Below are 18,311 nucleotides of genomic sequence, written 5' to 3' on the forward strand. Positions count from 1 at the left end.
CAAACAAAAAAACAAGAAAATCTTTGTTGTATGTAAGATTCTCTTGTTTTTTTGATGTTTATTCATTTCGCATGTTTTCCAGTAGTGAAATGGCGTCTACTAAATGATTATCAAAAATCTGTTTGGAAACCTTAAGAAGATCTTTAATAAGGGGATCTCGCAGGGAGTAGATTACAGAGGTGCCTTCCTTCGTGCCACTAACCACATTCTTGTTTCTAAGGACAGCTAACTGTTGTGACACAGCAGAACCTTCCGTTCCTAAAATAGCCTGAAGTTCATTAACGTTTTTATCACCTTCACATAGTACTTCAAGGATTCGAATACGCAACGGATGGGCCAACGCTTTAAAAAACTCTGCTTTAAACTGTTGAATTTCTCGGTTCATTTATCTAAACTCCTTACAAACAATTTGAAAGATAAGAATATATGAATAAGATAACACAGATGGTAGGTAAGTTGTAAAAGAGTACATTGCTACTATAATATTTGTTGATTCTAATAATCAATGCTGTCTATACCGATTCTATTTGTATTAGGAGAGGGATTACCATACTATTTTATGATATTCATATAATGATCATATATATATAAATATTCAAACTGTTCAATTTGTGTACACATTTTTATCGAATTAGGGAAATTTTGCTAGATTTTTTTCAAAATATGGGTTATTATCATAGTAGAAAGTGATTTTCTATTTTACCCAAGGGGGAGATATTATGAGCATCGCAATCGCTGTACTACAATTCATTGGCGCAATAGTCCCTTTAGTAATTGATCTCCTAAAGGCGATCGCCTAGTACTATCATTTTCAATTTTTTTAACGTCCTTATTTTTAACACTTTTGCTAAAAAGCCAACTTCTTACGGGTTGGCTTTTTGGCATTTTTTGATAAGCAACCATTTTTAGTACTCGTTTTATAAAAAAACTCAACCGTTTCATAAACAGTGTCAGGAAATGTCACTATTCAAGGCTAGAATTGACTCAGAAAGGAGGAGAAAAAATGTTTAAGAAATTACAATGCCTTGCAATTTATACGAAGGACTTGGAATCATCCATTATTTTCTATGAGAAAATGGGGTTAGTAAAGAAATGGGAGGTCGAGCAAATTCCAGGTAAACCATGGAAGCTAGTAGGTATGGGATTTGGAGAAGGTCATGCAGAACTTGTTTTAAAAAATAATCCTGAATTAAATTTCATAGAGCCAGAAATTATTGTGGAGGATGTCAGTGCATTTTATGAACAGTGGAAAGACGAGCCATCCATTCAGTGGATTCGCACACCATTCTCCAACTCATTAGGTGGTCATGTGGCTATTATGGAAGCGCCGGATGGCAATGTATTTGTCTTGATCGGGAAGTAACATGATAATTATGGTACAATAAGGAGATAGGCTAGTGTAAGCGTACTGATAATTATAAACATGGAGGAGAGAGTGATTGAACTTTATTGGGAAACACTCGCAAAATTTATTGTTGCTGATTGTTGGGTCTACATTTATCCTGAATCTATTTATTAAAGAAGGCTTTGCAAAAAATATTATTAGTATCGTTAGTTTCTTTCTGGTGTTAGTTGTCGTAATGTGCGGAAGAAGATATTGGAAGAAATATTCGAAATAAAAGCAAAGGTATGATAACTTTCTCTTGTTCAGTTCTTATGTGCGACCTTTCTACATACATTGTTGTCAGAATGAAAGGAGAGGGGCACATGGAAGCTACAATTGCTCGGTATTTTGCGATCAAACAACAGCAAAAAGAGCTAGAAGAGGAACTGGAAGAGGTAAGACGCATACTGTTGGCAGTTTACCCTGAACCGTGTGTGGTTGAGGTAGGAGAGTATCGTCTGAGAATTAGTCGACAAGAGAAGAAAGAATTTAATGAGGAGAACCTACTTAAAGCTGTGGAAGACCCGCAAATATGGCGGCTGATATCCAAAGTGGATGTGGCAAAAGTAAATAGTTTGATCAAGCTAGGCGTCATAAAAGAAAAAACGCTAGAAGATACGTACACGGTGAAACAAACCTCTTATGTTCAGGTATCTAAAAAGTAAGATAGGACCGAAAGTCAAAATATCATCTTACATATAGAAAAAGGCGTGCAGCTCTCAACAGGGAAGCACGCCTTTTTGCATGAAGAAAAGAGCAGAGATGTCTTTGAATAACAAAGCTTTAGAAGGGTTTTTTCAGTATTGTGACCTTTGGGTTTTACCTTTCAATTGTGCTGGACCTTGTAAACAAGCTTATACTTGTACCGTTTCCACAGCTTTTTGAATTGCCTGCTCTAAATCGTGCAAGATATCATCAATTGATTCTGTACCTACGGAAAGACGGATCATCCCAGGAGTCACACCCGCCTTAGCTTGTTCTTCCAGAGAGAGTTGTAGATGTGTGGTACTAGCTGGATGAATGATCAATGATTTGGAGTCTCCTACATTAGCCAAATGAGAGAACAACTGAACAGATTCAATTAATTTTTTGCCAGCTTCTACTCCGCCTTTGATTCCAAAGGTCAAAAGAGCTCCATGACCATCTGGTAAATAGTGCTGATTAAGTTCGTAGGTAGGGGAGCTAGCAAGTCCTGGATAGCTAACCCACTCGACATCGGTATGTTTTTCTAAATATTGAGCGACAGCAAGAGCATTTTGACTATGCCGTTCCATACGTAAATGGAGAGTTTCTAAGCCTTGTAAGAATAAAAAGGAGTTAAAAGGAGATAAGGTAGCTCCCACATCTCGCTGTAGCTGTACACGAGCTTTTACTATATAAGCAGCATTGCCAACAGCCTCTGTATAAACGATTCCATTGTAGGTAGGGTCTGGCGTAGAAAGCCCAGGGAATTTGCCATTACTCCAATCAAAATTACCGGAGTCGACAATAATTCCCCCGATAGATGTGCCGTGACCACCAATGAATTTGGTAGCAGAATGAATAACGATATCTGCTCCGTGTTCAATAGGTCGGCACAAGATAGGGGAGGCAAAGGTATTGTCAACCAGAAGAGGTAAGCCATATTCATGAGCTATGGTAGCAATGGCGGATAGATCAGCAACGTGCATCTGGGGATTACCAATCGTTTCGCAGAAGAAGGCTTTGGTTTTGTCCGTAATCTTTGAACGGAAATGATCTGGGTTGGATTGATCAACAAAATGAACCGTAATACCTAGCTTAGCAAATGTGTGGGCAAATAGGTTGTAGGTTCCTCCATATAAACTGTTCGAAGAGATGATTTCATCACCAGCTTGAACGATATTTAACAGGGCAAATGTAATGGCGGCTTGACCAGATGCAGTAGCCAATGCACCGATACCACCTTCTAAGAGAGCAACACGCTTCTCAAAAACATCCTGTGTAGGATTCATGATGCGGGTGTATATGTTCCCAGGCTCCTGCAACGAAAATAGATTGGCGGCATGGCTGGTATCGCGAAACTCATAGGATGATGTTTGATAGATGGGGACTGCGAGAGCTCCAGTAGTCGGGTCTGCCTCTTGACCTCCGTGAAGGGCTAGCGTTTCTCTTTTCCAATGTAGATTTGACATTAAAAACCACTCCTTTTCAATGTAAAGTACGGTGATTCTTTGGGTAAAAAGGTTTGCAGTACAGGCAGAGAAGGTAGGCTCCTACAACAAAAAGCCCTCCTCTGAGTAGAGGAAGGCTGCGTTTACAAATTCGCATACATTCATCTCTCAGAACCTTTCGGATTCTGCAGGATTTAGCACCTAGAACACTACGTTCCGGTTGCCGGGCTTCGTCGGGCCAGTCCCTCCACCACTCTTGATGAAAATGAAAGTTTGTTTTATTGTAAGAAGCTCAAAGTGATAAGTCAATAAAATTTTGTACATTCTGAAAAAAGAATAGAACAAATTCGGTTTTTTATTAATAGTAAACATTATAATCGGTATGGTTTTATCTTGATTAAACATCAAAATAATAAGGTGGATATCGGAATAAAGAGGTTTTACTTGTATTATACAAGAAGTGAATAAGGATGTATAAAAATACAAATAAGTATAATTATACATAATGTAATGTATAAATCGTATCGTAGCTTGCTTTTTGGGGGTTGAAATGGGTTATATAGCTGTAAAAAGGTGAAAACATGCATACATCATATAAATCCTTTATGAAAGTAAGTAGTCGAAAGTCTGACCTTGTCCGTCTTGGATGGATACATGAATAGAGAAAGACGATAATTTAGAAAAAGAAAAGCTAGGGAGATAAAAGTGTGGGTTTTATAAGGGTGAACAACAAATGCTAAAGGGAGTATCTGTCTCTGAGGGGTAGGGAAATGGAAATTTTTATAACATGAGCGAGATATGTTTTTCAATTACACATAAAATAAGCATCAATTCCTTCACCTTCGTGCACATTTTTACATTTTCCTATTTACTCTTTTTCGCTCTTTTTGCTACTATAGGGAAAGGTGTCTTGCCCAGATTTTTAGGGTAAATTGGCACGGGTGGGCCGAGGGGTTGTTTTGCTTAAAGAAGGGAACCTATTTTGTACTCATTTTTTCGTAAAAGATTTGATGTAAAAGGTCATCAAACAACGGTTCGCAACGAAATTTTGGCTGGTTTAACCACGTTTTTCACCGCTGTCTACATTATTGCCGTTAATTCGATGATCCTATCGGATGCAGGTATTCCATTGGAAGCAGGTATTGTAGCCACGATCCTAATCTCCTTCATTGGATGCTTGATCATGGGTTTTTGGGCGAATGCACCTGTAGCACTTGTTCCTGGTATGGGCATTAATGCGTTTTTCTCTTACACGATCGTTAAATCTATGGGATTGTCATGGGATAGCGCTTTGGCAGTTGTATTTATGTCAGGTGTTTTGTTTATCGTGATTGCTTTTACTCCAGTTGCCAAAATCTTAGCGAAGAGCATCCCACTGTCTCTAAAAGAAGGAATGACGGTTGGAATCGGGTTGTTTCTTACCTTTATTGGTTTGCAAAAAGGCGGCTTAATCGTACCTAATCCATCTACGTTTATTGCTCTAGGTGATTTAGGGGATACCAAGGTAGTACTGGGATTAGTCAGCTTGGTAATTGCCGTCGTGCTATTTTTACGCAATGTAAAAGGAAGCTTTTTAATCAGTATCATTATTAATACGCTGATTGCTATTGCACTTGGGACAGTAGGTGGTACCAGTCAGGGGAACGATTTCTCCTTCTCAACTTACCTAACTGTCTTCGGAGCCCTTTCGTTTGATGGCATAGTCACCACTGGATTTTGGTTGGCTGTGTTTCCATTAACGATGGTCATTGTTTTTGAAAATATGGGGCTTTTGCACAGCATGGTTCCAGAAAGTAAATTTGCTCGGACTTTCCAAGCAAATTCAATTTCAGCTATGCTATCCGGATTGTTTGGTACGAGTCCAACCGTATCTTCAGCCGAAAGCTCTGCAGGAATTGCTGCTGGTGGGAAAACAGGAATTACAGCCATTACGGTAGGGATTCTATTCTTGATCTCGATCTTCTGCATTCCTGTCATTCGTTACGTGCCGGATACGGCGATTGCTCCCATCTTAATTCTAGTTGGTAGCCTAATGATGCAAAGCGTCAATCAAATCAAGTTCACTGACATGTCAGAAGGCTTGCCAGCGTTCTTGATCATTGTGCTGATTCCATTTACAGCGAGTATAGCGGATGGAATTGCTTTCGGATTTATGGCGTATCCAATTGTTAAACTGGCGATGGGCAGAAGAAAAGAAATTCCTTTGCCTCTTTTGATCATCTCGCTTATGTTTTTCCTATATTTTGTATTGCTAGCGCTACAGCTTCATTAAGGTAAAAGGCAGTCATTTTCTCTTTTGAGAGGATGGCTGCTTTTTGTATGTTGGGGCAGAAAAGTGTAGCTGATGATTGGAGTAATGGAAGGATAGTCTATGGAGCTCAAGAAAAATCAAACCTTTTTCGTTTCTTTAGTCCACTAGTTTTAGATCTTTTAGCAGTTGAATATACTGAATAGAAATACATTTTCATATAAATGATAAAGGAAGTGAGATTTCTGTACGAGACGACAAGTAGATATCTACATTACCGAAACGCTTTCGCTAACATATCTATGCCATATGCCTATATTGATCTTGATTTATTGGATCAAAATATTGCCGCAATTGTAGCTAGGAGCAATGTGAAACGTATTCGAATTGCCAGTAAGTCAATTCGTTCTATCCCTATGCTACGCTATATTTTGGATTATGACCCTTTGATCCAAGGAATCATGTGTTTTACCGCTTCAGAAGCATTGTTTTTGTGGGAGAACGGGTTTAATGATTTGTTACTTGGTTATCCTGTGGTGGACAAATCTTCGTTACTCCGGATTACACGAGCTGTACAGCAAGGTGCACAAATTACTCTAATGGTTGACTCCTTGGAGCATGTTTGTTTGGTGGAAGAGGTGGCAAAACAATTACATACCACCTTGTTGCTTTGTGTGGATATGGATGCCTCTGACTCTTTTTTTAGCCTGCATTTTGGTGTGTATCGATCTCCTTTGCGTACGTTCGAGCAAGTGATACAGCTGGTTGAAAGAATTGTAACCAGCCCTTGGATTGTCTTGGATGGAATGATGAGTTATGAAGCTCAAATTGCTGGAGTTGGTGATAACATGCCTAGGCAAGGTATCAAAAATGGTTTCATCTCTTATCTAAAAAAACGTTCGATTCGCTCTATCAGTGAAAAGCGGACCCGTGTACATGACGAGTTGCAGCGACGTAATATTTCGATTCGCTTTCATAATGGAGGCGGTACCGGAAGTATGACCTCCACTTGCCACGAAGACGCAGTGACAGAAATAACGGTAGGTTCTGGTTTTTACGCTCCTGCCCTATTTGACTACTACAGAGAATTTCATTTACAACCAGCGGCTGGATTTGCTATTGAGATTGTGCGACAGCCTAAGCCCAATATCTATACTTGTATGGGGGGAGGGTATGTGGCCTCTGGGGCCGTAGGGAAAGAAAAGCTCCCCCTTCCTTACTTACCACCACAAGCTAAGTTATTACTTTTAGAAGGAGCAGGAGAGGTGCAAACACCTGTACGTTTTGAAGGGGTACAAAAGCTTACAATCGGAGATCCTATCTTTTTTCGGCATAGTAAGGCAGGAGAATTATGTGAACGCTTTCCAACTCTCCATTTGCTGCGCGAAGGGAAAAGGATAGGAGAAGCAATAACGTATCGGGGAGAGGGCAGGTGTTTTCTATGAGAGCAGTGGCAATGCAATCATGGAAGAATTGGGCAGGGTTAGTTACTAGTACACCACAACAAGTGGTTTATCCATCCAGCTTAGAGGAAGTGGTACAAGTTGTAAAAGAAGCTAGTCAACAGGGGAAAACAATTCGTGTAGTCGGGTCTGGGCATTCTTTTACTGCACTTGTTGAAACAGATCAAATTCTTTTATCATTGGATGATTTACAGGGTGTGATAACAATCGATGATGAGGAGCAAACAGCCACCGTTTGGGCAGGGACAAAACTCAAGCTTTTGGGGGAATCACTGTACGAACGAGGCTATTCGCAAGAGAATTTAGGAGACATTAATGCCCAGTCCATTGGGGGAGCGATTAGTACTGGAACACATGGGACTGGTATTCAGTTCGGGAGTGTTTCTACGCAAGTAGTCGGTTTAACTGTAGTAACGGCTCAGGGCGATATACTGGAATGCTCCGAAACATATCATCCTGAACTTTTTCGTGCGTTGCAAGTCTCTCTTGGATTACTAGGGATCATTGTCAAAGTAAGGCTACGTGTGCTACCTGCATACAACATTCATTATAAAAGTAAGCGAATGAATTTAAACGATTGTTTAAATAATTTGACAACCTTTACTGATAGCCATCGTCATTTCGAATTTTACTGGTTTGTTCATACGAATGTGGTACAAGCAAAATTTATGCAAATCACTCAAGAACCGGCTTCTAAAAATAGTTTTTGGAATCAGTTTAAAAAAATTGGTATTGAAAATGGCCTATTCTGGTTTTTATCGGAGGGGTGTCGTTTATTTCCGCATTTGTGTGTCCCGATAAGTAAACTTTCTGCAAAAGCGGTTCCTGATATTGAAGAAGTGGGCGCTAGTCATAAACTGTTTGCTACACCACGCTGGGTTCGATTTAGTGAGATGGAGTATAGTGTACCTGCTGATAAAATGAAAGAGGTGATGGAAGAGATCAGAGAATGCTTACAAGAGCATCGTTTTGCTGTCCATTTTCCTATTGAATGCAGGTATGTAAAAGGAGATGATATCTGGCTCAGCCCGGCTTACAAACGAGATTCTGCGTATATTGCGGTGCATATGTACAAAGGAATGCCATACAAGGCTTATTTTCAAGCAATGGAACGTATTTTTCTTAAATATGATGGAAGACCACATTGGGGGAAATTGCATGAATTAACAACTGCTGATTTACAAGAACGGTTTCCCATGTGGAATCAGTTTAAAGCTATTCAAAAACAGATGGACCCGAATGGATTGTTTCTTAATCCGTACTTGTCACGGTTGTTTGGAGTATAGTAATTAGGATGATGATGTGACATTCCTTCTGACTCCGTAGCAAAAAGCGTTCTCTATCCTGTACAGGCGAGAACGCTTTTTGATTTGAAAGTGAATCATAGGATATATTCTCTAGGTTTGAACAATCGTATTACGAGGCGATAGTAGATTCTGAATTTGTAGTCACCATTGGATGGAATTCTTTTTCCGATTTGGAAACTACTACAGTAGCAACACCGTTACCAATTAGATTAGTGACAGCACGGGCTTCAGACATGAAGCGGTCTACACCGATCAATAATGCGATTCCTTCAACTGGGATCATCGGGAAAGCAGCCAATGTGGCAGCAAGTGTAATCAAACCTGAACCGGTAACTCCAGCGGCACCTTTTGAAGTGAGCATGAGCACAGCTAATAAGGTAATTTCTTGCCAAATTGTTAAATCAATTCCATAAGCTTGAGCAATGAAGATGGCACCCATTGACAAGTATATGGAGGTTCCATCTAGGTTAAAGGAATAACCAGTTGGGACAACCAAGCCTACTACTGACTTGGAGCAGCCATAAGCTTCAAGCTTACGCATCATGCCAGGTAGGGCAGATTCAGAAGACGAAGTACCAACAACCAATAAAATTTCTTCCTTAATGTAACGGATAAAAGAGAAGATGTTAAATTTATAAGCTCTTGCGATAAGACCTAATACTACAATGATAAAACAAAACATAGTAAGATAAACAGAGCTCATCAGAAGACCTAAATTAATCAATGATTTGATTCCGAAATTACCGATAGTGTAGGCCATCGCTCCAAAAGCTGCGATTGGGGAGAGACGCATGATCATGTTAACAACCCCGAAGAATCCTTGGGCCAGCTTCTCAAATAATTGTAGAACGGGCTTCGCCTGCGACCCCATTGCCGTTAGTGAAATACCAAACAGGACAGCAAAGAACAAAATAGGAAGTAATTCACCTTTTGCCATTGCACCTACTACATTGTCTGGCACGATATTAACAAGGAAGTCCAGAAAACTACTACTTTCCGATGCAGATGAAGTGTACTTGGAAATATCTGTACTAGCAGCTTTCGATGTATCAATACCTACACCTGGTTTTATTACGTTAACGACACAAATTCCGATTGTTAATGCTAATGTTGTTACGATTTCAAAGTAGAGCAAGGCTTTTCCGCCTATTTTACCTACCTTTTTCATGTCACCCATACCAGCGATACCATGAACGATTGTGAAGAATACAATTGGTGGAATCACCATTTTGATCATTTTAATAAAGACATCTGCTAGTACCTTTAGCTTAGCTCCAAATTCGGGGAAGATAAAACCAACAATAATTCCTAAAATAACCCCTGTGATAACCTGAAACGTTAAATTTTTCAATATTTTCATGGATAGTTCACTTCCTTTGTTTGTAAGCGCTTTACTTATCTGAGATTATTGTAAGAGTTTTTAGAAAGTTATAAAAGAATATGGTCTTATTGTTCTTTTTGGTTTTTTTGGTCTTGAACAATCATGACTAATTTAGAGTTATAACGGAAGAGAGCTAGTTGGCGTGTGATTTTTTAACTACTTAGAGAATGGCAGACCTTGAGGTTGTAGCGTTTGATTTGGAAAGGTGCTTTTTGGTATGATTTTTAAGGTAGTTGGATGGAATTAATGAGGGGGAAATAAGATGAATCAAACTCAGATGCTGAGTCCGAAACTAGTTTTTGCCTTTCAAGATACCCGTTTGAGGGTGAAAATGGAGATTTGAGCATTTCAGAAGATACAAAATACGAATATTTGTAATTTACGGATATACAGGAAGTTTATGGCTGTACAGACAACTCCTCCTCCGATTATAATCAACTGATGTATGGAGGCATGTTCTATGCGTCAGCTTTATTGCAATAATCAATTTTTATAAGGATAAAAACAGTTCGAGATTTCGAAGCAATTCTTCTTCCTTCTCAGGAAGTAACGGATTTGGAGACAAAAGCTTAGCTAGTAGTACGCAACGGGCTTTTAGCGGTAGATTTTCATTCGGGAGGGTAATAGTAAAACACCAGAAAGCAGTAAAAGGAAGAATTAGGAGGATCACCATGAATCAAACAAAAAAAGTGGTTTCCAAAGTGGCAGCCATCGCTCTCATGTCGATGGGTGTAGCAGGATGTTCCTCCTCCGAGTCTCAACCACCGGTACCAGAGGATCGGAACTGTGGCGCATGGGATTATGACGGGGATGACGATGTATACAAATGTTCAGATAGGAGCTCGTCCTATCATGGTAGCTACTATCATGCAGGAGCGTATTACAGTAATAAAAACCAGCTCTACGATAGTAAATCATATAAAAGCTACAGAAATAGCTCCAGCTTTAAAAGCTCTTCTCGAAGCGGATTTGGTAGCGGTTCTCATTCTTCGGGTGGCTGAAGCTAATTGTAGAGATAGTTGTTGTAGAACAATCATAAAGATATAACATACAGGAGTGATGTAACATGTCTTTGATCATAAATTTTTTGATTTATGCTGGTACTGCTTTTGCCATGATGCTGCTTGGGTTGGTTTTATTTGTTGTCAGCACAACAAAGGTAAAAGAGTTTCAATTAATTGCGAATAATAATCAGGCAGCAGCAATGACCCTTGGTGGAAAAATGCTTGGTCTTGCTTTTGTGCTTGGTTCTGCTGTGGCCAACTCTGTATCTTTGGTCGATATGGTGATTTGGAGCGGAGTTGGAATTGTAGCTCAAATTATTTTCTTTTTTCTAGCTGAACTCATTACGATTCGATTTAGCATTCGGGAAGCAATTGAAAAGAATAATACCGCTGTCGGAATACTTTTAATGATGGTGTCGATATCAATTGGCTGGATAATAGGGCAATGCTTGACCTATTAGGCTGATACGAAAAATGATGTCGAAGCGAATCAGCTTTTGCGCTTTCCCGGGTGATGAATTGCCCAGAATAAAAAAAGGTGGGAAAGCGTCAAAACGATTCTAAATGTTACACCACATAAATAACGTAGACACCACGATCTTCATCAATTTCTGTAGAATCCACCTCGAAATGTCCTAGCTCGGCTATATGGATATAATCCTTCAATAAATAACGCACCACATCCATATGATGGGGGACAATCAAGTGGCTTAGAAGCTCTGTATCGCCAGCGGCTAGCAGTCTCCGAAACTCAATAAGAACTCCTTTATTACTGTTAAACAGCTCGTCGTGAAAACATTCTGCACTTCCTTGATATTCATAAATGAGGATTTCTCTATTTTCTTCCATTTCATTGGACAGAAGCTGATATTGTTTCCCATCTTTAATTAGATAGTGGCATAAGTGACGAGCTAAAATACCATCCTCTCCAATTTCTGTAGAATGGTATTCGGCAAAGGCCGTAAACTGCTCGTCCTTTTGTTTGATATAACACGTACACGTATGGATATAAATCACCCTTTCATCTGATAGATTGATTATGACATACGCTTTTACTATAGAAAAGGATGCGACTCTCCTACATGAATCATAAAGAGAAAAGAAAGCAATTTTATCAGAAGATCCCACATTATTGGGCAGATCTCTATGGGCAAGAGTATAGCTTATACGACGTGCATCCGGTGACAGAACAAGAAGCGTCTACCATTCGAACAACTACCACTCGAGTAGGACATTTATTTTTTAAAACAGCAGGGTTATTGCGTCAAATTGATGATGATCTATTGCTTTCTTTAGGTTTTCCCGCTAGCTCATTACGTTTTTTGCGAATTCGTCAAACCAATTTGGAGAGTGTCATTGCAAGGTTAGATCTCGTACAGGTCGATGATCGGTATGTTGTCCTCGAAATCAACAGTGATACGCCCACATTTTTGAAGGAGTTATTCTTTGTAAATGATCGGATATGTAAGGAATTTGGTTATAAAAACCCCAATGAAGGGGAAGAAAAAAGGCTTCAACAAGCTGTTCAAGCTGCTATTTTTATTAGTTTACAAAGTATAGTGCCAAACAATGTAGACTCGCCTCATATCGTGTTTACCTCACATGCAGATAACCAGGAAGATCGGTATACAGTCGAATATTTACGTGAATTGGCACAGGTACCGAGCTGCTACATACCCCTTCATGAGCTACAAATCGTCGATGGAGAGGGGTTATATGATGCGGGTGGTAAACGTATTGATCTTTTATACCGTCAAACGTACCCCATTGAGCAAATGTTAGCTGATTATGATCCGAATACCAAAGATCCCGTGGGAGAGATGCTACTTGAATTAGTAGCACGTCGCAGGTTGGCTATGCTTAATCCAATCTCAGCTTTTTTGTTGCAAAGTAAAGCGATTCAGGCTGTCATTTGGGGTCTACATGAGGAGCAGCACCCTTTTTATTCAAGTGAGGAACATGCTTGGATTGCCGAGCACTTTTTACCTACTTATTTAGAACCCGATCTTTTCCAAGAACAGGGGACAGCCTATGTTCGAAAGCCTGCCTTTGGAAGAGAGGGGGATACCGTGCAAATTATTAAGGGTGATGCCATTCTCCATGAAGACATCAACAAGTCATATACCGATTACTTGTCTGTTTATCAGCGATATGTACCACTTCCGACTACTTATGTTCAGACCGTTGAAAAAGTCGTTAAGGGACATCTCATGGTGGGGAGCTTTCTTATCAATGGTCAGGCTTCTGCTTTTGGGTATCGGTTAGGTGGACCTATTACAGATAACATGGCGTATTTTCTACCATGTGGATACCAGCGATGAGAACTTATTTTTGTATCTTCAAATCCGCTATTTTTTGCATGAGATCCTTACCGATCGTTGCCTCAAATTGTTTGTAAATGGGCTGTAGTGTAGCAATCCAAGCTTCTTTTTGTGCAGGTGTCAGGGTTTGAATAAAAACGGACTTTTTTCGGCGCAATAAAGCTAATTGTTGTCTGTTCATCTCAATCGCTCGCTGTCGATTCCACGCTGTTGTTTCTGCTAAAGCTTCTGTTAACAGCTCTCGGGTATGTGGGTCAAGCTCCTCCCAAAAGTCTTTATTTACAATGACTGCATAACCCAAATATCCATGGTTACTGATTGTAATATAAGGCTGAACTTGATCCAGATGCTTAGTAAAAATGTTAGAAATCGTATTTTCTTGTCCATTTACGTAACCCGATTCAATACTGCGGTAAACCTCTGTAAAGGGCATTGCTATGGTTTTGGCCCCTAAAAGTTTAAATTGGCTCTCAAGGGCTTTACTAGGTAGAATACGAAAGGTATGTCCAGCAAAATCAGCAGGACGCAGCAAGGGATGTTGATTACTACTGATTTGTTTAAAGCCATTACTCCAAAAGGCCAGACCACGCATGTTTTTTGGCTCTAGTGTTTGAAAAAGGAGACGACCAATCTCTCCGTCAAAGACTTGATGAATGGAATTCTGATCGGGGTAAGCGAACGGTAAATCCAAAGCAAGCCATTGTGGTATCACATTGGAGAGATTAGAAAATGCTGGAGCGATCATCTGAATCTCACCCCTGGCTAAAGCTTGGAACTCATCCTTGTCTGTATAGAGAATTCCATTTGGAAATACTTGTACCTCAACTTGATCGTTCGTTTTCTCCTTGACTAATTGGGCAAATTTCTCAGCGGCCAAGCCTTTTGGTGTATTTTCTGCAACTACATGACTAAATTTTATGACAACTCGATGTTTTAATCCGCTTTGTTCCTCGTCAAGAGGTTTTGGCTCGGGGGTCAACTCCGTACCAAAGCCAATAAACAGGGCTGTTAAAAGTCCGATCATGATAAATGAAAAAATGCCAATCAATGATTTCAAGAAATTCACCTGCTTTCCTAGTTGAAGAATCTATCAATCTATTTCAAAATAGAAAAATAAAGATGATAGCGGAAGGATTGTGAAGATTCTGCTCAAAAACTTGCAACTTCATTGGAAAATTACGATTCTCTCCTTTGGTATTGTACTATTTTCTCTCTTAATTGGGGGAATTATTATTATCGGAAAAATGTCAATGGAGATAGAGTCAGAGTTAGGCCAACGGTTATTGGTTACGGCGCGTACCGTAGCCGAAATACCTGCGATTGGAGAAAATATAGTAAAATCAGATGGTTGGAAATCGATTCAATCAACGACTAAACGTATTCAGATTGTAAATGATGTAAGTTATATCGTTGTGTTATCGATGAATCGAATTCGTTTGTCTGATGTTAGGGAAGAGCGAATTGGCACAGTATTTACCGGGAAAGAGGCGGGGCCAGCCTTTGCTGAACATACTTTTGTCCATAAGGTAAAAGGGGAACTAGGGATGGCTTTACGTGCTTACGTACCAATTATGAATGCGGAGCACCGTCAGATTGGTGTTGTTATGACAGGGCATATACTACCTACCTTATATGAAATGCTTGCGAATCAAAAGGAGAGTATCACCATTACATTGTTTCTATCTCTCTTGTTTGGCGTGATGGGCTCATGGCAGTTGGCTCGTCATATGAAAAAGCAGTTGTTAAATCTGGAACCTCAGGAGATTGCCCGGTTACTAATTGAACGCACTGCAACCTTTCAAGCCATGCATGAAGGTGTCATTGCAATTGATAACGCTTTAACCATTACCATTTTTAATGAACACGCCAAACGAATCTTTCAAGTTACGGGTGATGTCATTGGTAAAAAAATTAATGATGTAATCCCTGATTCCAGACTACCGGAAATTTTACGCTTGGATCAACCCATCTATAATCAGGAATTGCAAATGCAACATGCCATCATTTGGTCCAATCGTGTTCCGATTAAAGTGAATAACAAAACGGTAGGTGCACTGGCTATCTTTCAGGATCGAACAGAGTTTGCCAAAATTGCTGAAGAACTAACAGGGGTAAAAGCGTTTGTAGAAGCCTTGCGGGTACAAAATCATGAGCATCGAAATAAAATGCATACCATTGCAGGATTGCTCCAACTAAATCAAGCAGATAAAGCTTTGCAATACGTTTTTGATGTTTCAGAAAAACATGAGGAGCTTAGTAGCTTCCTAACTGAAAATATTTATGATGATAATCTCTCAGGATTATTACTTAGTAAAGTGGGGCGTGGTAAAGAGTTGGGCATACAGGTGGAAATCGATCGTCAAAGTAGATTCTATGCTTTTCCAAACAGGATGGATCACCATGATTTTGTGCTGATCATCGGCAATCTAGTAGAAAATGCTTTTGATGCTTTAGCCATGTCAGAGAGGGGAGACAAGAATTTATTTATCAGCTTACACCAAGACGAGGAGAGCCTATCTTTAATGGTAGAAGACAATGGATTTGGAATGGATGAGAGTACCCAAGCCCGTGTGTTTGAACGAGGATTTACTACCAAATTTGAGCACAATCAGGGATTAGGACTATATTTGGTAAAAACACTAGTCACAAAAGGGCGCGGCGACATTTCAATTGACTCTGCACCGGGATATGGAACTACCTTTTTGATTCAGCTTCCTATGAAAGGAGAAAAGTAAGTATGTTTCGAGTCATTATTATCGAGGACGATCCCATGGTTCAGGAATTGCATCGCCTATTTATCCAGCAAGTAGAGGGATTTACGGTTATAGGGGTAGCTTCTAATGGATCAGAAGGACTTTCCATGATTAAAGAGCTACAGCCAGATTTGGCTATCATGGATATTTTCATGCCTTCCCAAAATGGTATAGAGACGATAAAACAATTGCGAAGTGGCGATAATCCAGTAGAGATAATCGTAATTACTGCCGCTAAAGACATGGAGACCATCCAGACCATGATTCGCCATGGTGCATTTGACTATATTATGAAACCGTTTAAATTTGAACGTATAAAGCAAGCGCTGGATAATTTTCGTAAATATGCGAAACAGACAGGCGAACAATCCACAATGTCGCAATCGGAACTAGATTCACTTCTATTTGGGCAAACCACTAGACAGGAGCATCAGCAGCAAGAATTACCAAAAGGCTTAAATACGCTTACAATGCAACAAATTAAACAATTCATGGTTGAGCAAAAGCAGTCCATGTCAGCTGAGGAGGTAGCGGAGCATGTTGGCCTTGCACGTGTCACAGCAAGGCGTTACCTCGAGCATTTAGAACGTATACAAATGGTGGAACGTGATGTGCAATATGGTGGGGTTGGCAGACCTGTTAATCGCTATTTAATTAAGAAATAGGAAGCATGAGTGGACAAAAGCTTGTATCTTGTATTCCTGTAGTCAAACACAATTATATGGAGTCATTATCGCTAGAGAATATTTTTTTTGGTACAATATAAAAATATGTGCGAACTTATGCTATGATATACAAATTACACAATTTATTGCAAAGGAGAATTAGGTAGCAATGGATATTATTCAAGAGCTGGAAAGCAGAGGGCTGATCTACCAATCAACAGATAAAGAAGAGCTCACAAAGCGTCTTCAACAAGGTAAGCTCACACTGTATACGGGCTTTGACCCAACTGCTGATAGCTTACATATTGGGCACCTACTTCCCATTCTCACCTTACGCCGTTTTCAACAGGCAGGTCATCAACCAATAGCCCTTGTAGGTGGGGGCACAGGTATGATTGGTGATCCGAGCGGTCGTTCTACAGAGCGTTCATTGAACACAGAAGAGGTTGTAAAAGGCTATTCTGACAAACTAAAAAGCCAATTAGAACGTTTTTTAGATTTTGATCGTGATGGTAATCCAGCGATCATGGCTAACAACTATGATTGGTTAGGGCAGCTGACTCTAATTGAATTCCTACGTGATATTGGGAAACATTTTTCGATTAATTATATGCTCGCAAAGGATTCTGTAAGTGCGCGTTTGGAAAACGGAATCTCTTTCACTGAGTTTAGCTATATGATTATGCAAGCGTACGATTTCTGGAAATTAAACCAAACTCATAATTGTGAATTGCAAATGGGTGGTAGTGACCAGTGGGGAAATATCACAGCTGGTACAGAATTCATTCGACGTGCGAACCAGGATGATGAAAATCAGACGGAAGCTAAAAAAGTATTTGGTTTGACGCTCCCATTGGTTCTTAAGAGCGATGGTACCAAATTTGGTAAAACAGCAGGTGGAGCAGTATGGTTAGATGCTAGCAAGACCTCTCCATATAAATTCTATCAATTCTGGTTGAATACTGATGATCGTGATGTTGTGAAGTTCTTAAAATACTTTACGTTCCTAAGCATGGAAGAGTTGAATGCGTTAGAAAATGCTGTAGCTACTGAACCAGAAAAACGTGAAGCACAACGTACCTTGGCTCGTGAAGTAACCAGTTTGGTTCATGGGGAAGCAGCAATGAAACGTGCGGAAGAAATCTCTGTTTCTTTGTTTAACGGGGGACTAAAAGAGCTAACCCCAGCTGAAATTGCTGATAGCTTTAGCGATGTGCCATCTACTACTCTAGAGGATGGAGAGCTAACAATGGTAGATGTACTTGTCCAAGTAGGCGCAGCTAAATCTAAACGTGAATCTCGCGAATATCTGAACAACAATGCCATTACGGTAAATGATGTTCGCTTCACAGATTTAGAAACTAAACTAGCTGATATCGAGCGTCTGGGCAGTCAATACTTGGTCATTCGCCGCGGTAAGAAAAACTACTACCTCGTTGAATACAAAGGATAGAAACTGCTTTCTAGACCTCCTTACCTGAGGGCAAGCGTAGGGCTGTTGTCGATTATGACAACAGCCCTTTCTTAAAATGAGTAAAAGTTAGATTAAAATCAATATTCTACGTACTATAGCATTTACTTTGTAAAAATGTAGGTACATCCCGTGCTCATTTTTACACCAGAAAAAAGGCTTGGTCAGAGTAGTTTCTCTTT

The 18,311-nt window shown here is 39.8% G+C and carries 16 protein-coding genes and 1 riboswitch; of the genes, 11 read left to right on the plus strand and 5 right to left on the minus strand.

The window, feature by feature from the left end:
• Positions 1 to 58: 58 nt before the first annotated feature.
• The gene (locus ACQV1I_RS11185; protein ID WP_094702714.1) at positions 59 to 385 is read right to left on the minus strand and encodes an ArsR/SmtB family transcription factor; all 327 of its coding nucleotides are present in this window, start codon (positions 383 to 385) and stop codon (positions 59 to 61) included.
• Between the two features lie 618 nt (positions 386 to 1,003).
• On the opposite strand from ACQV1I_RS11185, the gene ACQV1I_RS11190 reads away from it, so the two are divergent.
• Together ACQV1I_RS11190 and ACQV1I_RS11195 are read left to right on the plus strand one after the other, a co-directional pair.
• Positions 1,004 to 1,363, plus strand: coding sequence for a VOC family protein (locus tag ACQV1I_RS11190; RefSeq protein ID WP_018674009.1), 360 nt, complete (start codon positions 1,004 to 1,006; stop codon positions 1,361 to 1,363).
• 344 nt (positions 1,364 to 1,707) lie between these two features.
• Positions 1,708 to 2,049 (plus strand): hypothetical protein, encoded by a 342-nt coding sequence (locus ACQV1I_RS11195; RefSeq protein WP_094702718.1) that lies wholly within the window; start codon positions 1,708 to 1,710, stop codon positions 2,047 to 2,049.
• 189 nt (positions 2,050 to 2,238) lie between these two features.
• Here ACQV1I_RS11195 and ACQV1I_RS11200 read toward each other — a convergent pair whose 3' ends face one another.
• Complete coding sequence (locus tag ACQV1I_RS11200; protein ID WP_094702720.1) at positions 2,239 to 3,537, minus strand: homocysteine synthase; 1,299 nt, start codon at positions 3,535 to 3,537, stop codon at positions 2,239 to 2,241.
• Positions 3,538 to 3,674: 137 nt separating this feature from the next.
• Positions 3,675 to 3,782, minus strand: a riboswitch (SAM riboswitch).
• 716 nt (positions 3,783 to 4,498) lie between these two features.
• Between ACQV1I_RS11200 and ACQV1I_RS11205 the strand changes: the two genes are divergently transcribed.
• The 3 genes from ACQV1I_RS11205 (at position 4,499) to ACQV1I_RS11215 (ending at position 8,513) form a co-directional block, all read left to right on the plus strand.
• Entirely contained in the window at positions 4,499 to 5,788 is a 1,290-nt protein-coding gene (locus ACQV1I_RS11205; protein WP_094701702.1) for an NCS2 family permease, read from the plus strand.
• Between the two features lie 200 nt (positions 5,789 to 5,988).
• Positions 5,989 to 7,209 (plus strand): amino acid deaminase/aldolase, encoded by a 1,221-nt coding sequence (locus ACQV1I_RS11210; RefSeq protein ID WP_328208404.1) that lies wholly within the window; start codon positions 5,989 to 5,991, stop codon positions 7,207 to 7,209.
• On the plus strand, positions 7,206 to 8,513 hold the full coding sequence (locus ACQV1I_RS11215; RefSeq protein ID WP_116334453.1) for a D-arabinono-1,4-lactone oxidase: 1,308 nt from the start codon (positions 7,206 to 7,208) through the stop codon (positions 8,511 to 8,513). Before ACQV1I_RS11210 ends, ACQV1I_RS11215 begins: the two co-directional genes overlap by 4 nt.
• 130 nt (positions 8,514 to 8,643) lie before the next feature.
• Here ACQV1I_RS11215 and ACQV1I_RS11220 read toward each other — a convergent pair whose 3' ends face one another.
• On the minus strand, positions 8,644 to 9,894 hold the full coding sequence (locus ACQV1I_RS11220; RefSeq protein ID WP_116334408.1) for a dicarboxylate/amino acid:cation symporter: 1,251 nt from the start codon (positions 9,892 to 9,894) through the stop codon (positions 8,644 to 8,646).
• Between the two features lie 692 nt (positions 9,895 to 10,586).
• Here ACQV1I_RS11220 and ACQV1I_RS11225 point away from each other — a divergent pair.
• Together ACQV1I_RS11225 and ACQV1I_RS11230 are read left to right on the plus strand one after the other, a co-directional pair.
• Positions 10,587 to 10,916, plus strand: a complete 330-nt coding sequence (locus ACQV1I_RS11225) for a hypothetical protein (protein ID WP_116334407.1) — start codon at positions 10,587 to 10,589, stop codon at positions 10,914 to 10,916.
• Positions 10,917 to 10,981: 65 nt separating this feature from the next.
• Positions 10,982 to 11,380 (plus strand): DUF350 domain-containing protein, encoded by a 399-nt coding sequence (locus ACQV1I_RS11230; protein WP_094701698.1) that lies wholly within the window; start codon positions 10,982 to 10,984, stop codon positions 11,378 to 11,380.
• A gap of 106 nt (positions 11,381 to 11,486) precedes the next feature.
• Here ACQV1I_RS11230 and ACQV1I_RS11235 read toward each other — a convergent pair whose 3' ends face one another.
• On the minus strand, positions 11,487 to 11,936 hold the full coding sequence (locus tag ACQV1I_RS11235; protein ID WP_094701697.1) for a hypothetical protein: 450 nt from the start codon (positions 11,934 to 11,936) through the stop codon (positions 11,487 to 11,489).
• Positions 11,937 to 12,001: 65 nt separating this feature from the next.
• On the opposite strand from ACQV1I_RS11235, the gene ACQV1I_RS11240 reads away from it, so the two are divergent.
• The gene (locus ACQV1I_RS11240; protein ID WP_116334406.1) at positions 12,002 to 13,240 is read left to right on the plus strand and encodes a glutathionylspermidine synthase family protein; all 1,239 of its coding nucleotides are present in this window, start codon (positions 12,002 to 12,004) and stop codon (positions 13,238 to 13,240) included.
• 4 nt (positions 13,241 to 13,244) lie between these two features.
• Here the strand turns inward: ACQV1I_RS11240 and ACQV1I_RS11245 are convergent, their stop codons facing one another.
• A complete protein-coding gene (locus ACQV1I_RS11245) occupies positions 13,245 to 14,297 on the minus strand; it encodes a DctP family TRAP transporter solute-binding subunit (RefSeq protein WP_116334405.1) in 1,053 nt (350 codons plus the stop codon).
• Between the two features lie 79 nt (positions 14,298 to 14,376).
• Between ACQV1I_RS11245 and ACQV1I_RS11250 the strand changes: the two genes are divergently transcribed.
• The 3 genes from ACQV1I_RS11250 (at position 14,377) to tyrS (ending at position 18,111) form a co-directional block, all read left to right on the plus strand.
• Positions 14,377 to 15,975 (plus strand): ATP-binding protein, encoded by a 1,599-nt coding sequence (locus ACQV1I_RS11250; protein ID WP_094701694.1) that lies wholly within the window; start codon positions 14,377 to 14,379, stop codon positions 15,973 to 15,975.
• 2 nt (positions 15,976 to 15,977) lie between these two features.
• Positions 15,978 to 16,658 (plus strand): response regulator, encoded by a 681-nt coding sequence (locus tag ACQV1I_RS11255; protein WP_018673993.1) that lies wholly within the window; start codon positions 15,978 to 15,980, stop codon positions 16,656 to 16,658.
• Between the two features lie 169 nt (positions 16,659 to 16,827).
• Positions 16,828 to 18,111, plus strand: coding sequence for a tyrosine--tRNA ligase (gene tyrS / locus ACQV1I_RS11260; protein ID WP_116334403.1), 1,284 nt, complete (start codon positions 16,828 to 16,830; stop codon positions 18,109 to 18,111).
• The last annotated feature ends 200 nt before the right edge of the window (positions 18,112 to 18,311 follow it).

The organism is Brevibacillus sp. JB24b, from assembly GCF_051713385.1.
Classification (GTDB): domain Bacteria; phylum Bacillota; class Bacilli; order Brevibacillales; family Brevibacillaceae; genus Brevibacillus_B; species Brevibacillus_B laterosporus.